Here is a 14,980-nt window from a genome sequence, read left to right on the forward strand (position 1 = left end):
ACGGAAGGTCAGTTCGCCGGCTGCTTCTCCCGCAGCTCCTTGATCTTGGCCTTCTTGCCGCGCAGCTCGCGCAGGTAGTAGAGCTTGGCGCGCCGCACGTCACCGCGGGTCACGATCTCGATCCGGTCGATGCCCGGGCTGTTCAGCGGGTAGGTCCGCTCCACGCCGACACCGAAGCTGATCTTGCGGACGGAGAAGGTCTCGCGCAGGCCGTCACCCTGGCGGCGGATCACGACGCCCTGGAAGATCTGGACCCGGGACCGGCTGCCCTCGACGACCCGGGCGTGCACCTTGACGGTGTCACCGGCACGGAAGTCGGGCAGGTCGGAGCGCTTCGACTGGGCGTCAAGGGCGTCCAGGATGTTCATCGCGGTGTCCTCGTGAGGCTCACGGCGCACCGTCAGTCGGTGCGCGAACGGGTGATTCTGACCCCCGGGTGGTGGCCGGCGACGCCGACCCCGGTCGAGGGTCCTCGCGGCCCCCCACGGCGTGGGCGGACGCGGCAACCCCTCTACTTTGCCACATGCCCCGGCGGCGGGGAAAATCCGCCCCGGTCCAGCGCCGCCCGATCCCGCGCGTCCAGGCTCTCCGGGGGCAGCGCGCCGACCAGGTCGGGGCGGCACGACGCGGTCCGCCGCAGCGACTCGTCACGCCGCCAGCGGGCGATCCGGGCGTGGTCACCGGAGCGGAGCACCTCGGGCACCTCCAGCCCGCGCCAGGTCGCCGGCTTGGTGTAGAGCGGGGCCTCCAGCAGGCCGTGCGCGTGCGACTCCTCGTCCAGCGAGCCGGCGTTGCCGAGCACCCCGGGCAGCAGCCGGGTGACCGCCTCCAGGATGACCAGCACCGCCACCTCGCCGCCGAAGAGCACGTAGTCACCGAGGGAGACCTCGGTCACCGGCATCCGCGTCGCCGCGTGGTCGAGCACCCGCTGGTCGATGCCCTCGTACCGGCCGCAGGCGAAGAGCAGGTGCGACTCGGCGGCCAGCTCGTACGCCATGGCCTGGGTGAACGGGACGCCGGCCGGCGACGGCACGACCAGCCGGGGCAGCGTGTGCCCGTCCGGGCTCAGCTCGTCGGGGGCGAGGGCGTCCAGCGCCTCACCCCACGGCTCCGGCCGCATGACCATGCCCGGGCCGCCGCCGTAGGGCGTGTCGTCGACCGTGCGGTGCACGTCGTGGGTCCAGGTCCGCAGATCGTGTACGGCCAGCCGCAGCAGCCCGTTCGCGCGGGCCTTGCCGATCAGCGACAGGTCCAGCGGGGCGAAGTACTCCGGGAAGATCGACACGATGTCGACGCGCATGCGGTGGCTCCAGCTAGAGGTCGAGCAAACCGCCGGGCAGGTCGACGACGACGCGACCGCCGGCGAGATCCACCTCGGGCACGATCGCCTTGACGAACGGAACGAGCACGGGACTCCCCGCCGGACGCCGCACCACCAGCAGGTCGGAGGCGGGGGCGTGGTCGATGCGGTCCACCTCGCCGAGCCGATCCCCGTCCCGGGTGACCACGGCGAGCCCGACCAACTGGTGGTCGTGGAACTCCTCCGGGTCGTCCGGCTCGGCGACGTCCGCGCTGTCCACGCCGACCAGCGTGTTGCGCAGCGCCTCGGCGACGTCGCGACCCGGGACGCCGGCGAACACGACCAACAGGCGGCCCTGGTGCCAGCGCGCCGACTCGACGGTCAGCGTCGGCGGCACCCGCCAGGCACCCGGCTCGGCCGGCACCACCCCCGGCTCGGTGACCAGCACCGAGCCGGGGGCGAAGCGTGCTTCGGGCTCATCGGTCCGCACCTCCACGGTGACCTCACCGCGGATGCCGTGCGGCTTGCCGATCCGGCCGACGACGAGAAGCATCAGTACGAGTCGACGATGTCGACGCGTACCCCACGTCCGCCGATGGAGCCGATCACCTGGCGCAGCGCCTTGGCGGTCCGGCCGGACCGCCCGATCACCGTGCCGAGATCCTCCGGGTGCACGCGGACCTCGAGCCGCTTGCCCCGACGGGAATCGACCATCCGCACCCGGACGTCGTCCGGGTGGTCGACGATTCCCTTGACCAGGTGCTCCAGGGCGGGACGCAGCGGCATGTCAGGCCTGCTCACCGGACTCGGCGCCGGTCTGCGCCTCGGCCTTGGGCTCCTCCGCCTTCGGCGCCTCGGCGGCCTCCGCCTTCGGGGCCTCCGACTTGGCGGCCTTCTTGGCCGGCTTGGCGGGGGTGTCCGCCACGCCGGCGGCGGCCTTCGCCTCGGCCTCGTACGCCGCCTTGCGGTCGGCCCGCTCCGGGGCGACCTTCAGCGGCGGCGGGGCCGGCAGGCCCTTGAACTTCTGCCAGTCACCGGTCAGCTCCAGCAGGCGCTGCACGGCCTCGCTCGGCTGAGCGCCGACGGACAGCCAGTACTGGACCCGCTCCGACTTGACCTCGATCACCGAAGGGTCTTCCTTCGGCTGGTACACGCCGACGAACTCGATCGCGCGACCGTCACGCTTGGTGCGCGAGTCGGCGACGACGATGCGGTACTGCGGGTTGCGGATCTTGCCCATCCGCAGGAGCCGGATCTTTACGGCCACAGTTGTTTCGCTCCTGTTGCGATCTCACCGGCCCAGGCGGGCGGTGTGGCGGGTGAGCGCCGACCGGCACAGTGGGGTTTGGGCCGGAGACTGCTCGGTGAACTGGCGACGCGCCCGGGTTAGAGGGCGCCGGACGCGCGCCGGATACCAGCGGTCCATTCTGCCAGATCCGGCCCGGAACTCTCACACCGGACCCGCACCACGCACCGGAGGCGGCCCGGTACGTGACGGACGACACCCGTTCAGCGTGCCGGCGGCCGGTCCCACCCCGGCGGCAGCGCGTCCGGTACGTCCCATTCCGCCGGTGGGGTGAAGTCTCGCCACGTCCCGTCGAACGGGAACGCGCCCGCCTCGGCGAGCCGGATCACCCGCTCCCCCTCGGCGCGGACCGCCTTCTCGTCGGCCACCCAGTAGTGCTCCGGGAAGGCGAGCCGCTCGGCGAACTCGTCCTCGTCCTTCCACTCCCAGGTCAGGTCCGGGTGGACCACCACGTCGAGGTCCTGGTCGATGATGTCGACCCCGGCCACCGCGCCGTCGTCCCAGCGGACGCCGGGCTCCTCCAGGTTCACGTACCAGTTCTTGAACCGGCCCCGCTCGTCGGAGAACCACCACACCGAGTGGGCGGCGCCGACGGGCAGGAACTTGAGCACCGGCGGCCCGTTCCAGGTGCCGACCGCCAGGGCGTACGAGGAGACGATCCACTCGGCGAACGGCACCGCGCGCATGCCCAGCCCGGCCACGGTCACCTCGTGCGCCGCCGGCGCGCCCCGCGCCACCCAGAGCAGCAGCCCACGCTCGTCGTCGGAGACGACGCGGGCCGACCGGACCCACCCGATCCGCCCGTGCCGCACGTTGCGGTGCAGGACCGGCCGCCCTGGTGCGAACCGCACGCTCACCCTCCCCGAGTGGTTAAAAGGGGCCCCCTCCTCTACCGGAGGCGTTAACCGGGGGCCCTTCCTTACACCTCAGTAGGCGCGGGCGAGGATGGCCACCAGGTCGGGCTCGTCCTCGGTGTCCGGCACCGAGCCGTCGGCGCGCAGCAGGCAGCGCACGGTCACGCCCTGCGCGTTCGCCTCGCCCTCACCCTTGACGCCGACCGCCGACCACGGCACCATCGCCCAGCCGGTCGCGGACGCCTCGATCGCCTCGGCCAGCGTCGACACCTCGACGGTGCGGGACCGGCGGAACTCCAGCGCCTGGTCGTGCAGCGCCCGCTGGTCGGCGTCCAGCGCGGCCAGCACCGCGTCGACCACGTCGGCGACCGGCGTCGGAGCCTTCGAGCCGTCCGTACGCCGGACCACCACCGCGTTGCCGGCGGCCAGGTCGCGCGGGCCGACCTCGACCCGGACCGGGTAGCCGCGCAGCTCGGCGTCGACGGCGCGGCGGCCGAACGCGGTGTCGGTCCGGTCGTCCAGCCCGACCCGGACGCCCGCGTCGCGCAGCGCGTCGCAAAGTTTTCGGGCCGCCTCAGCAGGGCCGCCAGTGCCCTCGCCGTCCTTGACGACCATCACGTACGCCTGGACCGGCGCCAGCTTCGGCGGCACCCGCAGCCCGTTGTCGTCGCCGTGGCACATGATCAGACCGCCGAGCATCCGGGTGGAGGTGCCCCAGGAGGTGGTCCACGCGTGCTCCCGGCCGCCCTCGGCCGAGGAGTAGCTGATGTCGAACGCCTTGGCGAAGTTCTGGCCCAGCTCGTGGCTGGTGCCCATCTGCAGCGCCTTGCCGTCACCCATCATGCCCTCGCACGTGTAGGTGGCGGTGGCGCCGGCGAAGCGCTCCCGGGCGGTCTTCAGGCCGACCACCACCGGGATGCCCAGCACGTTGACCATCAGGTCCTCGTACGCCTCGTGCAGGATCCGCCGGGCGTAGGCGCGGGCGTCGTCGCGGGTGGCGTGCGCGGTGTGCCCCTCCTGCCAGAGGAACTCGCTGGTGCGCAGGAAGATCCGCGGGCGCAGCTCCCAGCGGACCACGTTGGCCCACTGGTTGAGCAGCAGCGGCAGGTCCCGGTAGGAGTCGATCCACTTGGCCATGAACTCGCCGATCACCGTCTCGCTGGTGGGGCGGACCACCACCGGCTCGGCGAGTTGCTTGCCACCGCCGTGGGTGACCACGGCCAGCTCCGGCGAGAAGCCCTCGACGTGCTCGGCCTCGCGCTTGAGGTAGCTCTCCGGGATGAACAGCGGGAAGTACGCGTTCTCCGCGCCGGCCGCCTTGATCCGGGCGTCCATCTCGGCCTGCATCCGCTCCCAGATGGCGTAGCCGGCCGGTCGGATGACCATGGTGCCCCGAACCGGGCCGTTGTCGGCCAGCTTCGCCTTGGCGATCAGGTCCTGGTACCAGCGGGGAAAGTCCTCCGCACGGGGAGTGAGCACGCGTGCCATGACCGCACATCCTATGCGCCGCGCGGGCCGCCGCTGCGCCGGGGAGTCGGGCCGCGCCGTGTCGCCCCGCCGGGCCGTAGACTTCGACGGCGATGGGTGAGGCACGGAACGCGATCGTCGAGGCCGCCCGGGCGCAGGCGGTGGCCGGCGGCTGGGACGGCGTCCGGATGGGTGTGGTGGCCGCCGCCGCCCGGGTGAGCCGGCAGACGGTCTACAACGAGTTCGGCACCAAGGCGGGCCTGGCCGAGGCGCTCGCCCGGCACGAGGTGGACCGGTTCGTCGGCGAGGTCCGGGCCGCGCTGGACGAGCACGGCCCCGACGTGCGCGCGGCCGCGTACGCGGCGATCCGCCGCACGCTCGCCTCAGCCGCCGACAATCCGCTGGTCAAGGCGATCCTGACCAGCGCCCGGGGCGGCTCGGACGAGCTGCTGCCCTACCTGACCACCCGCGCCGACCTGGTGCTCGCCGAGTCGACGGCGGCGCTGCGGGAGTGGGCGGGGCGGCACCTGCCCGCCGCCGACCCGACGGCGCTGGCGTTCGCGGCGGACAGCATCGTCCGGCTGGTGGTGAGCCACATCGTGCTGCCCCAGGCGCCGGTGGACGAGACCGCCGACCGGCTGGCCGACCTGGCCGTGCACCTCTTCCTGGCCGCCGCCGCGCCACGCTGAGCGGGCCGCCGGGCGCGGCCCGGCGGATGGGTCAGCGGACCACTCGGCCGCGCAGCACGATCCGGCTGGGCGACCGCACCACCCGCAGGTCGCGGCGCGGGTCCTCGGGATAGACCACCAGGTCGGCGAGGCCGCCCTCGACCAGGCCGGGGAAGCCGAGCCACTCCCGGGCCCGCCAGGAGGCGGCGGCGAGCACGTCCTCGGCGGCCATCCCGGCCTGCTCGTGCAGCAGCAGCATCTCCTCGGCCGCGAGCCCGTGGTCGATGCCGCCGCCCGCGTCGGTGCCGACGTAGATCGGCACGCCCGCCTCGTGGGCGGCCCGGACCACCTCGGGGAAGCGGTCGCGCAGGGCGAGCATGTGGTCGGCGTACCCGGGGAACTTCGCCCGGGCCTGCTCGGCGATGTGGCCGAAGGTCCGGATGTTGATCATGGTGGGGACCAGCGCGGTGCCCTGCCGGGCCATCAGGTCGATCAGGTCGAGGCTCAGCCCGGTGCCGTGCTCGACCGAGTCCACCCCGGCCCGCACCATGATCTCCACGGCCGACTCGGAGAACGTGTGCACCGCGGCGCGCACCCCGGCGGCGTGCGCGGCGGCGACCGCCGCGGTCATGGTGTCGGCGTCCCAGGCCGGCGCCAGGTCACCCACGCCCCGGTCGATCCAGTCGCCGACCAGCTTGACCCAGCCGTTGCCGGCGGCGGCCTGCGCGGCCACGGTCGCGGCCACCTCCGCCGCGCCGACCTCCACGCCGATGTCGCGCAGGTAGCGCTTGGGCGGCGCGACGTGCCGGCCCGCGCGGGCCAGTCGCGGCAGGTCCGGCTCGTCCTCCAACTCGGGGTACGGGTACGGCGAGCCGGCGTCCCGGATCGCCAGCACGCCGGCGTCCCGGTCGATCCGGGCCAGCTCCCGGGCCTGGTCGAGCGAGGTGATCGGGGCGCCGCCCCGGGCGATGCCGAGGTGGCAGTGCGCGTCGGTCAGGCCGGGCAGCACGAAACCGCCGTCGGCCACCGTCTCGGCGCCCGGCACCGGGGAGAACGTGACCCGGTCGCCGACCAGCCAGACGTCCCGGACCTCGTCGTCGGGGAGGAACACGCCGCGCACATGCAGAGCCATGTGCACAGTCCTACCCGATCACCCGTCCTCGCCGGCCAGCAGGTCGTTGCGACGCGCGGTCAGGGCCGGCAGGTCGACCGAGACCTTCCACGGCCGCTCGGTGACGAACAGGCCGCTGGTGTGGCTGGTTTCTTCATAGACGCGGTGGGCGCCGAGCGCGTACTCGGTGAGCGTGATCCGCTCGTGCGTCGGATCCACCACCCAGTAGGTCTGGACGCCGGCACACGCGTAGACAATGGCCTTGTCCCAGAGGTCGCCGAAGTTCCAATCGTGCGGGACGACCTCGACGGCGAGCACCGCGTCCTCGCCCGGCAGCGGACTCCGGTCGGCGTTGCCCCGCGCGACCGCGACGACGTCCGGCCGGGGCTCGTTGCGATGGTCGACCCGCATCGACAGGTCGATCCCGACCTGGAACTCCTTGGGGCAGTTCGCGCGAAGCGCGAGCAGCAGCTCAACGCACAGGTCCTGGTGCAGCAGCGCGGGCGACGGCACGATCAACCTTCCGTTGATCAGTTCGTACGGAAGGTCCTCGGGCAGGTCGCCCACGTCGTCGACCGTCCACTCGTGCCGCTCCGGCAGCATCGGGGCCGCGGTCATCGACGCCTCCCTCACGATGGGCGACGTCACCCTACGAGAGAACGACGTCGCCCACCGTCACCGACACGCGTCAGCGCGGGCCCTTGTCGCCGCCCTTGCCGAGCTTGTTGAAGTCGATCTTCGGCAGCTTGAAGCCGGGCGGCAGGCCCTGACCGCCGGCCAGGTCGCCCGGGTCCAGGCCCGGCGGGAGCTGCGGCATGCCGCCGGGGAAGCCGCCCGCCGCGCCGGCCCCGGTGCGCGGCCGGTTGCCACCCTTGGTGCCCTTGCGCTTGTTCTTCGGCGACTTGGTCGCCTTGCGCCGGCCGCCGCCGGGCAGGCCCATCATGCCGCCCATCTGCTTCATCATCTTCTGCGCGTCGGCGAAGCGGTTGAGCAGTTGGTTGACGTCCATCACGGTGACGCCGGAGCCGCTGGCGATGCGGGCCCGGCGGGAACCGTTGATGATCTTCGGGGTGGTGCGCTCGGCCGGCGTCATCGACCGGATGATCGCGGTGACCCGGTCGAAGTGCTTGTCGTCCAGCTCGGCGATCTGGTCCTTCATCTGCCCCATGCCGGGCATCATGGCCAGCACGTTGGCGATCGGCCCCATCCGCCGGACCGCGATGAGCTGATCGAGGAAGTCCTCCAGCGTGAAGGTCTCCCCGCCCATCAGCTTGGCGGTCATCTTCTCCTTCTGATCGGAGTCGAAGGCCGCCTCGGCCTGCTCGATCAGGGTGAGGACGTCGCCCATGCCGAGGATCCGGCTGGCCATCCGGTCGGGGTGGAAGACGTCGAAGTCCTCCAGCTTCTCGCCGGTGGAGGCGAACAGGATCGGCTGGCCGGTGACCTCACGGACCGACAGCGCGGCGCCACCGCGCGCGTCACCGTCGAGCTTGGACAGGACCACGCCGGTGATGCCGACGCCGTCGCGGAACGCCTCGGCGGTGCGGACCGCGTCCTGACCGACCATCGCGTCGATGACGAAGACGACCTCGTCGGGCTGGACCGCGTCGCGGATGTCCGCGGCCTGCTGCATCATCTCGGCGTCGATGCCGAGGCGGCCGGCGGTGTCCACGATGACGATGTCCCGGGCGGCCCGCTTGGCGTGCTCGATCGAGTCGCGCGCCACCTGCACCGGGTCGCCGACGCCGTTGCCGGGCGCCGGGGCGTACACCTCGACGCCGGCGCGGCCACCGAGCACCTGGAGCTGCCCGACGGCGTTGGGGCGCTGGAGGTCGGCGGCGACCAGCAGCGGCTGGTGCCCCTGGCCCTTGAGCCAGCGGGCCAGCTTGCCGGCGAGGGTGGTCTTGCCGGAGCCCTGGAGGCCGGCCAGCATGATCACGGTCGGCGGGTTCTTGGCGAACTGGAGCCGCCGCCCCTCGCCGCCGAGGATGTTGATCAGCTCCTCGTTGACGATCTTGACGATCTGCTGGGCCGGGTTGAGCGCCTGGGAGACCTCGGCCCCACGGGCCCGCTCCTTGACGTTCGCGATGAAGCCCTTGACCACCGGCAGGGCGACGTCGGCCTCCAGCAGCGCCATCCGGATCTCGCGCGCGGTGGCGTCGATGTCGGCGTCGGTGAGCCGACCCTTGCCGCGGAGCTTGGTGAAGATCCCGGACAGGCGGTCACTCAAGGTGTCAAACACGCGAACATCCCGTTTGTCGTTTTCGGCGGGCACAGCGGCCGGGCCGGCTGTCCAGCCCACCGTTAGGGTAGCCCGCCGCCCGTACCCCCGCTCCGACCCGGCCGGAGCCTCAGGAGACGACCAGGCCCGACTGGTACGCGAAGACCACCAGTTGGGCCCGGTCCCGGGCGCCGAGCTTCACCATGGCCCGGCTGACGTGGGTACGCGCGGTCGCCGGACTGACCACCAGCCGCTCGGCGATCTCGGCGTTGCTCAACCCCTCGCCGACCAGCCCCACCACCTCCCGCTCCCGGTCGGTCAGCGCGTCCAGCCGGGGATGCGGGCGCGGCACCCGGGCCGGCCGGGTGGCGAACTCCCGGACCACCCGGCGGGTCACCGACGGGGACAGCAACGCCTCCCCCTCGGCGACCAGGCGGATCGCCCGCAGCAGGTCGACCGGGCGGGTGTCCTTGGTGAGGAAACCGCTGGCGCCGTGCCGGAGCGCGTCGAAGACGTACTCGTCAAGCTCGAACGTCGTCAGCACCACCACCCGGGTGCCGGCCAGCGCCGGGTCGCCGACGATCCGGCGGGTCGCCTCGATGCCGTCCACACCGGGCATCCGCACGTCCATCAGCACCACGTCCGGGCGTTTCCGGCGGGCCGCCTCGACGGCCGCGAGCCCGTCCGCGGCCTCCCCGACGACGGTCAGGTCGTCCTCGCTCTCCACCAGCGCCCGCAGTCCGATCCGGACCAGGTCCTGGTCGTCGGCGAGCAGCACCCGGATCATGTGGCCTCCCCGGTGGGCAGCGTGGCGTGCACCCGGAAGCCGCCGGACGCGGCCGGGCCGGCGTCGAACGTACCGCCGAGCGCGGTGACCCGCTCGCGCATGCCGGCCAGGCCGGAGCCGGTGGACCGGTCCGCCGCGGCGGGCCGGCCCCGGCCGGTGTCGGTGACCTCGACGGTCACCGCGCCCGGCGGGTAGCCGACGCGGACCTCGGCGGTGGCCGGGCCGGCGTGACGCAGCACGTTGGTCAGCGCCTCCTGCGCCACCCGGTAGGCGGCCAGGTCCACCGCCACCGGCAACGGACGCGGCTCGCCGTCGGTCCCGACGGTGACCGGCACCCCGGCGCCGGCCAGCCGTTCCCGCAGGTGCCCGAGCTGCGCCAGCCCCGGCACCGGCGCGCGCTCGTCGGTCATCTCCTCGCGACGCACCACGGTGAGCGTGACCCGCAGCTCGTCCAGCGCCTCCTTGCTGGTCCGACTGATCGCGGTGAGCGCCGCCTCGGCCTGCTCGGGCCGGCGGGCCAGCAGGTGCAGCGCGACCTCGGCCTGGAGGTGGATCGCGGCGAGCCCGTGGCCCACCACGTCGTGCACCTCCCGGGCCACCCGCAGCCGCTCCGCGTCGGCCAGCCGGCGCGCCACGTCGGTCCGGCTCCGGGCGGCGGCCTCCCGGCTCAGCCGCACCGACACCCCGACCGCGAACGGCACCACCACCCAGGCGGCGATCGGCATCAGACCGGCCGCGCCGGGCGGGCGCACACCGACGAAGACGTACCCGACGAGCGCCGCCATCGCGACCGCGCCGGCCACCGCCGCGGTCCGCACCGGCCGGTGCGCGGCCACCGTGTAGACCGCGACGAAGAACGACAGCAGGATCGGGCCGTACGGCTGGCCGAGCATCAGGTACGCGGTGGTCGCCGCGACCACCACCGCCAGGGTGGGCAGCGGCCAGCGTCGGCGTACCGCCGGCGCGAGCGCCGCCACCACCACCGGCGGGTAGGCGACCGCACCGGCGTGCACGCCCTGGTTCAGCCCGGCCGGGGCGGTGCCGGCCAGCCCGATCGCCAGCAGCGCGACGCAGAGCAGGCCGTCGAGCAGCCAGCGCCGCCGGTCCCCGCGCCCGCGATCCACGTCCACTCCCCCGTCCCGACTCAGCCGATGTCCCGCCGGCGCAGCAGCGCCGCGCCGACCACCGCGAAACCGACCAGGTACGCGCACACCACCACGGCCGCCTGCCCACCGCCGACGGTGGCCGCCACGCCGGGGGTGTCCCCGGGCGCGCCCAGCGCCGCCGCCAGCGCGCCGGCGTTCGGGCCCGGCAACCCCTGCTGGGCGGTCGCCACCCAGTCGACGAGCGGGGCGGCGATGGCGGCGAGCAGGTTCTGCACCGCGAGCATCCACACCAGACCCAGGCCGACCGGCAGCGCCACCGCGCGCAACGCGACCGCGAGCACGGCACCGAGCATGGCCCACATCGTCGCGATGAGCCACCCCGCTCCGACGCCGACCACCAGGTCACCGGCCGACGGCCAGCGCACCGGCTGGGCCTCGGCGGACGCGATGAGCGCGGCGGCCACCGCGCCGACCGCGAACACGGCGAGCACCACGGCCAGCGCGGCCAGCGCGAGGGCGAACAGCTTGCCGGCGTACACCTCGACGCGGGTCGGCCCCTGGGTGAGCACGGTCTTCCAGGTGCCCCAGCCGTACTCGCCGCCGACCGTGAGCACGCCGAGGATCAGCAGGATCGCGCCGAGGAAGACCGGCAGGCCGCCGAGCGAGTTGCCGACCAGGTGGTCCGGGAGCATGGCGGGCAGCGCCCGGTCGGTGTTCGGCCCGTCCGTGCCGCCGGCCACCCCGGCGTACGGGAAGAGGTAGGTGAAGATCAGCGACAGTGCCAGGGTGATGGCCAGCAGCAGCCAGACGGCCGGCCGCCGGACCAGCTTGACCAGTTCGGCGCGGAAACTACGCGACATCGGCCGTACCTCTTTCCACCAGGTCGAAGAAGATCTGCTCCAGGTCCCGCTCCCGGGGCCGCAGCTCGCGCACGGCGAGCCCGGCGCCGACCAGTTCGGCGTTCAGCCAGGCCGCCCGCTCCGGCTCGACCGCCAGTTCCAGTCCACCGTCGACGACGCGAACCCGGTCCGCGCCGACGAGTTCCCGGGCCCGGCTCGCCGCCTCGTCCAGCGGGTCGGCCAGCAACCGCAGCCCGGCCGCGCCGCGCAGCTCGTCGACGCTGCCCTCGGCCACCAGCTCACCGCGGGCGATCACGCCGACCCGGTCGCAGACCTGCTCGACCTCGCCGAGCAGGTGGCTGGAGACCAGCACGGTCGAGCCGGCCGAGCCGAGCCGCCGGATCAGGGTCCGCATGTCCGCCATGCCGGCCGGGTCGAGGCCGTTGGTGGGCTCGTCCAGGATCAGCAGGCGCGGGTCCTTCAGCAGCGCGGCGGCTACCCCGAGGCGCTGCTTCATGCCCAACGAGTAGCCGGCGTACCGGTCGCCCGCCCGGTCGGCGAGGTCGACCAGGTCGAGCACCGCCGCGACGCGGTCCGCGCCGACCCCGGCGTAACGGGCCATCACCCGCAGGTTGTCCCGGCCGGACAGGTAGGGGTAGAACGCCGGCCCCTCGATCAGCGCGCCGACGCCGGTGAGCCGCCCGGCGCCGGGGGTGCGGCCGAGCAGCCGTACCGTCCCGGCGCTGGGGCGGATCAGGCCGAGCAGCATGCGCAGCGTGGTGGTCTTGCCGGCGCCGTTGGGGCCGAGGAAGCCGTACACCTCGCCGGCCCGCACGGTCAGGTCGAGATTCCGTACCGCGGTCAGGCCGCCGTACCGTTTGGTGAGCCCTTCGGTCTGCACTGGCAGGTTCATGCCGTCGAGCGTCCCGCCGCCGGCCGCCCCGCACATCGGCCCGTCAGCGGCTCCCCGCGTACGTCAGCCGGCGTAGCTCGGGTGTTAAGCGGGGGCCCCTGCTCTGCCGAATGCGTTAAGCGGGGGCCCCTCCTTACACCGCCGCGAGGACGGCGGCCTCGATGCGGGCACGGTGCTCGGCGGCAGGCCAGCCGCCGACCAGGTAGAACGCGTCGACCACGTCACCGCCGAGGGTGGAGATCCGGGCGGCGCGCACCTGCGCCCCGGCCTCGTCCAGCGCGCAGGTGACCCGGTAGAGCAGGCCGGCCGCGTCGGCGGCCCGCAACTCCAGCAGCACCGCGTCGGTGGCCGCCTCCCGGTGCCAGACCACCCGGGGGGCCGCGCCCTGGCTCCGCGCCGCCAGCGCCCGGCCCCGCAGCCGCTGGATCACCGAGACGTCGCCGCCGACCGCGCGCCGCAGGTCGGCCCCGAGCGCGATCGGGTCGGGGGCCAGCCCGTAGCGCGGCTGCACCCGGCACTCGACCAGGGCCCGGCCGTCGACCGTGGCGGCGTCCGCGGAGATCACCTCCAGCCGGTGCAGGGCCAGGCAGCCGGCCACCGTGGCGAGCAGCCCCCGCCGGTCGGCGGCGGCCACCGCCACCCGGTCCTCCCCCAGGTGTACGACCGGAAGCGGGCCGGCGACCAGCGCCGGGTCGGGGGCCGGCGGGGCGGGCACCACGCCGGTGTCCAGCGTGGTGCGCACCCGGGTGACCAGGTCGGCGATCAGCCGGCCCTTCCAGCTCGACCAGGCGGCCGGGCCGGTGGCGGCGGCGTCGGCCCGCACCAGGGCGTGCAGCAGCTCCAGGGTGGCGGTGTCGCCGACCCGCTCGGCGACCCCGGCGATCGTCTTCGGGTCGGACAGGTCCCGTCGGGTGGCCACGTCGGGCAGCAGCAGGTGCAGCCGGACCAGCGTGCCGATCAGCGCCGCCTCGGCCGGGGGCAGCCCGATCCGGGTGGCGACCGCCTCGGCCAGCGGCGCGCCCACCGTGGAGTGATCACCGGGCAGTCCCTTGCCGATGTCGTGCAGGAACGCGCCGAGCAGCAGCAGGTCCGGCCGGTCCACGTCGCGGGTGTGCCGGCTCGCCTCGTACGCGGTCTGCACCAGGTGGCGGTCGAGGGTGAACCGGTGCACCGGGTTGTGCTGGGGCAGGCTGCGCAGCCGGGTCCACTCGGGCAGCCAGCCGTCGATCAGCCCGTACCGGTCGCAGGTCTCCCACGCCGGCACCAGGCCGGGGCCGGCGCCGAGCAGGGTGGTCAGCGCGGCCCGGGCGGCCGGCGGCCACGGCGTCGGCAGCGGCGGGCAGTAGGCGGCCAGCCACTCGCAGGTGGCCCGCGCGATGGGCAGCCGGGTGGTGGCCGCCGCGGCGGCGATCCGCAGCGACAGGCTGGGGTCGGGGCGGGCCCCGATCGCGGTGCGGGCGAGCACCAGCTCGCCGTCCTGCTCGACGACGTCCTTGGCGACCGGGCGGCGCAGCGGCCGGCCGGGCGCGGCGCGGTGCCGGCCGGAGCGGAGCCGGTCGGCGGCCCGCCAGGCGTCGTCCAGGGCGTGGCCGACGGTGCGCGCGTCGCCGGCCACCAGCCGCAGCAGCGCGTCCCCCTCGTCCAGCATGAGCTGCGCGGCCACGCCGTCGCGTTCCTGCGCGAGCAGCCGGTCGACCCGGCGGCCGACCTGCTGGTGCAGGGCGTCGCGGGTGTCCAGCAGGCGCCGGTGCGCGGCGTGCACGGCCGGGCGGAGCGCGTCGGTGACCCCGGCGGTGGCGATGGCCCGCAGGATGCCGACGTCGCGCAGCCCGCCGGCGGCCTCCTTGAGGTCGCCCTCCAGCAGGAACGCCAGCTCGCCGTGGGCCTCCCAGCGGGCGGCGGTGATCTCGCGCAGGCCGGGGAGCTGGCGGATCGCGGTGCGCCGCCAGTGGTCGGTGGCGGTGCGGGCGAGCTGGTCGGTCAGGGCCGGGTCACCGGCCACGTGGCGCGCGTCGAGCAGCCCGAGGGCGACCTTGACGTCGTCCTGGGCCACCGAGAGCGCCTCGGCGACGGTGCGCACCGAGTGGTCGAGCCGCAGCCCGGCGTCCCAGATCGGATACCAGAGCGAGGCGGCCAGTTCGTCCACGCCGGCCACCCCGGCGTGCAGCAGCACCAGGTCGAGGTCGCCGTAGGGGGCGCACTGGCGGCGGCCGAGCCCGCCCACCGCGACCAGCGCGACGCCGGGCCGGGCCGGGAGGAGCCGGCGCAGCCAGGCGTCGAACGCGTCGGCGCGGGCGGTCCGGGCCGCCTCGCCGACGCCTCCCGGCGCGCCGACGACCTCGTTGACCACGGGCACGCCCGACCCGGTGGGGCCGGTGGCCGTGGTCAACGAGGTCACGTCGGCGGGT

Annotated in this window: 16 protein-coding genes; 1 reads left to right on the forward strand and 15 read right to left on the reverse strand. The window is 74.3% G+C overall.

Annotated features, from left to right (window positions below; all coding sequences use genetic code 11):
* Nucleotides 1–8: 8 nt before the first annotated feature.
* The 7 genes from rplS to proS all read right to left on the reverse strand — a co-directional run bounded on the left by rplS (nucleotide 9) and on the right by proS (nucleotide 4,948).
* Nucleotides 9–368: a 50S ribosomal protein L19 gene (gene rplS, locus H1D33_RS17200; RefSeq protein WP_181572173.1), complete on the reverse strand. Its 360-nt coding sequence runs from the start codon at nucleotides 366–368 to the stop codon at nucleotides 9–11.
* 143 nt (nucleotides 369–511) lie between these two features.
* Nucleotides 512–1,300, reverse strand: a complete 789-nt coding sequence (gene trmD, locus H1D33_RS17205) for a tRNA (guanosine(37)-N1)-methyltransferase TrmD (RefSeq protein ID WP_181572172.1) — start codon at nucleotides 1,298–1,300, stop codon at nucleotides 512–514.
* Between the two features lie 13 nt (nucleotides 1,301–1,313).
* Nucleotides 1,314–1,853 carry a ribosome maturation factor RimM gene (rimM, locus tag H1D33_RS17210; RefSeq protein WP_181572171.1) on the reverse strand — a complete coding sequence of 180 codons (540 nt, stop codon included), beginning with the start codon at nucleotides 1,851–1,853 and terminating at the stop codon, nucleotides 1,314–1,316.
* Nucleotides 1,853–2,086 carry an RNA-binding protein gene (locus tag H1D33_RS17215; RefSeq protein ID WP_013284588.1) on the reverse strand — a complete coding sequence of 78 codons (234 nt, stop codon included), beginning with the start codon at nucleotides 2,084–2,086 and terminating at the stop codon, nucleotides 1,853–1,855. Before H1D33_RS17215 ends, rimM begins: the two co-directional genes overlap by 1 nt.
* A gap of 1 nt (nucleotide 2,087) precedes the next feature.
* Nucleotides 2,088–2,567 (reverse strand): 30S ribosomal protein S16, encoded by a 480-nt coding sequence (gene rpsP / locus H1D33_RS17220; RefSeq protein ID WP_181572170.1) that lies wholly within the window; start codon nucleotides 2,565–2,567, stop codon nucleotides 2,088–2,090.
* Between the two features lie 242 nt (nucleotides 2,568–2,809).
* Entirely contained in the window at nucleotides 2,810–3,457 is a 648-nt protein-coding gene (locus H1D33_RS17225) for a ribonuclease FAU-1 family protein (RefSeq protein WP_181572169.1), read from the reverse strand.
* Between the two features lie 75 nt (nucleotides 3,458–3,532).
* Nucleotides 3,533–4,948 carry a proline--tRNA ligase gene (gene proS / locus H1D33_RS17230; protein ID WP_181572168.1) on the reverse strand — a complete coding sequence of 472 codons (1,416 nt, stop codon included), beginning with the start codon at nucleotides 4,946–4,948 and terminating at the stop codon, nucleotides 3,533–3,535.
* 92 nt (nucleotides 4,949–5,040) lie between these two features.
* On the opposite strand from proS, the gene H1D33_RS17235 reads away from it, so the two are divergent.
* Nucleotides 5,041–5,616 (forward strand): TetR/AcrR family transcriptional regulator, encoded by a 576-nt coding sequence (locus H1D33_RS17235; protein ID WP_181572167.1) that lies wholly within the window; start codon nucleotides 5,041–5,043, stop codon nucleotides 5,614–5,616.
* 31 nt (nucleotides 5,617–5,647) lie between these two features.
* Here H1D33_RS17235 and H1D33_RS17240 read toward each other — a convergent pair whose 3' ends face one another.
* From H1D33_RS17240 to H1D33_RS17275, 8 genes are all read right to left on the reverse strand, one after another.
* Nucleotides 5,648–6,727 (reverse strand): amidohydrolase family protein, encoded by a 1,080-nt coding sequence (locus tag H1D33_RS17240; RefSeq protein WP_181572166.1) that lies wholly within the window; start codon nucleotides 6,725–6,727, stop codon nucleotides 5,648–5,650.
* 18 nt (nucleotides 6,728–6,745) lie between these two features.
* Nucleotides 6,746–7,324, reverse strand: coding sequence for a Uma2 family endonuclease (locus tag H1D33_RS17245; RefSeq protein ID WP_181572165.1), 579 nt, complete (start codon nucleotides 7,322–7,324; stop codon nucleotides 6,746–6,748).
* A gap of 70 nt (nucleotides 7,325–7,394) precedes the next feature.
* On the reverse strand, nucleotides 7,395–8,948 hold the full coding sequence (ffh, locus tag H1D33_RS17250) for a signal recognition particle protein (protein WP_181572164.1): 1,554 nt from the start codon (nucleotides 8,946–8,948) through the stop codon (nucleotides 7,395–7,397).
* A 109-nt stretch (nucleotides 8,949–9,057) separates the two neighbouring features.
* Nucleotides 9,058–9,714 carry a response regulator transcription factor gene (locus H1D33_RS17255; RefSeq protein ID WP_181572163.1) on the reverse strand — a complete coding sequence of 219 codons (657 nt, stop codon included), beginning with the start codon at nucleotides 9,712–9,714 and terminating at the stop codon, nucleotides 9,058–9,060.
* On the reverse strand, nucleotides 9,711–10,838 hold the full coding sequence (locus tag H1D33_RS17260; RefSeq protein ID WP_246412047.1) for a sensor histidine kinase: 1,128 nt from the start codon (nucleotides 10,836–10,838) through the stop codon (nucleotides 9,711–9,713). Before H1D33_RS17260 ends, H1D33_RS17255 begins: the two co-directional genes overlap by 4 nt.
* Before the next feature lie 20 nt (nucleotides 10,839–10,858).
* Nucleotides 10,859–11,680, reverse strand: a complete 822-nt coding sequence (locus H1D33_RS17265) for an ABC transporter permease (RefSeq protein ID WP_181572162.1) — start codon at nucleotides 11,678–11,680, stop codon at nucleotides 10,859–10,861.
* Nucleotides 11,670–12,572, reverse strand: coding sequence for an ABC transporter ATP-binding protein (locus H1D33_RS17270; RefSeq protein ID WP_181572161.1), 903 nt, complete (start codon nucleotides 12,570–12,572; stop codon nucleotides 11,670–11,672). Before H1D33_RS17270 ends, H1D33_RS17265 begins: the two co-directional genes overlap by 11 nt.
* Before the next feature lie 133 nt (nucleotides 12,573–12,705).
* Nucleotides 12,706–14,970: a [protein-PII] uridylyltransferase gene (locus tag H1D33_RS17275; protein WP_181572160.1), complete on the reverse strand. Its 2,265-nt coding sequence runs from the start codon at nucleotides 14,968–14,970 to the stop codon at nucleotides 12,706–12,708.
* Nucleotides 14,971–14,980: the final 10 nt, after the last annotated feature.

The sequence above is a fragment of the Micromonospora ferruginea genome (assembly GCF_013694245.2).
GTDB lineage: Bacteria > Actinomycetota > Actinomycetes > Mycobacteriales > Micromonosporaceae > Micromonospora > Micromonospora robiginosa.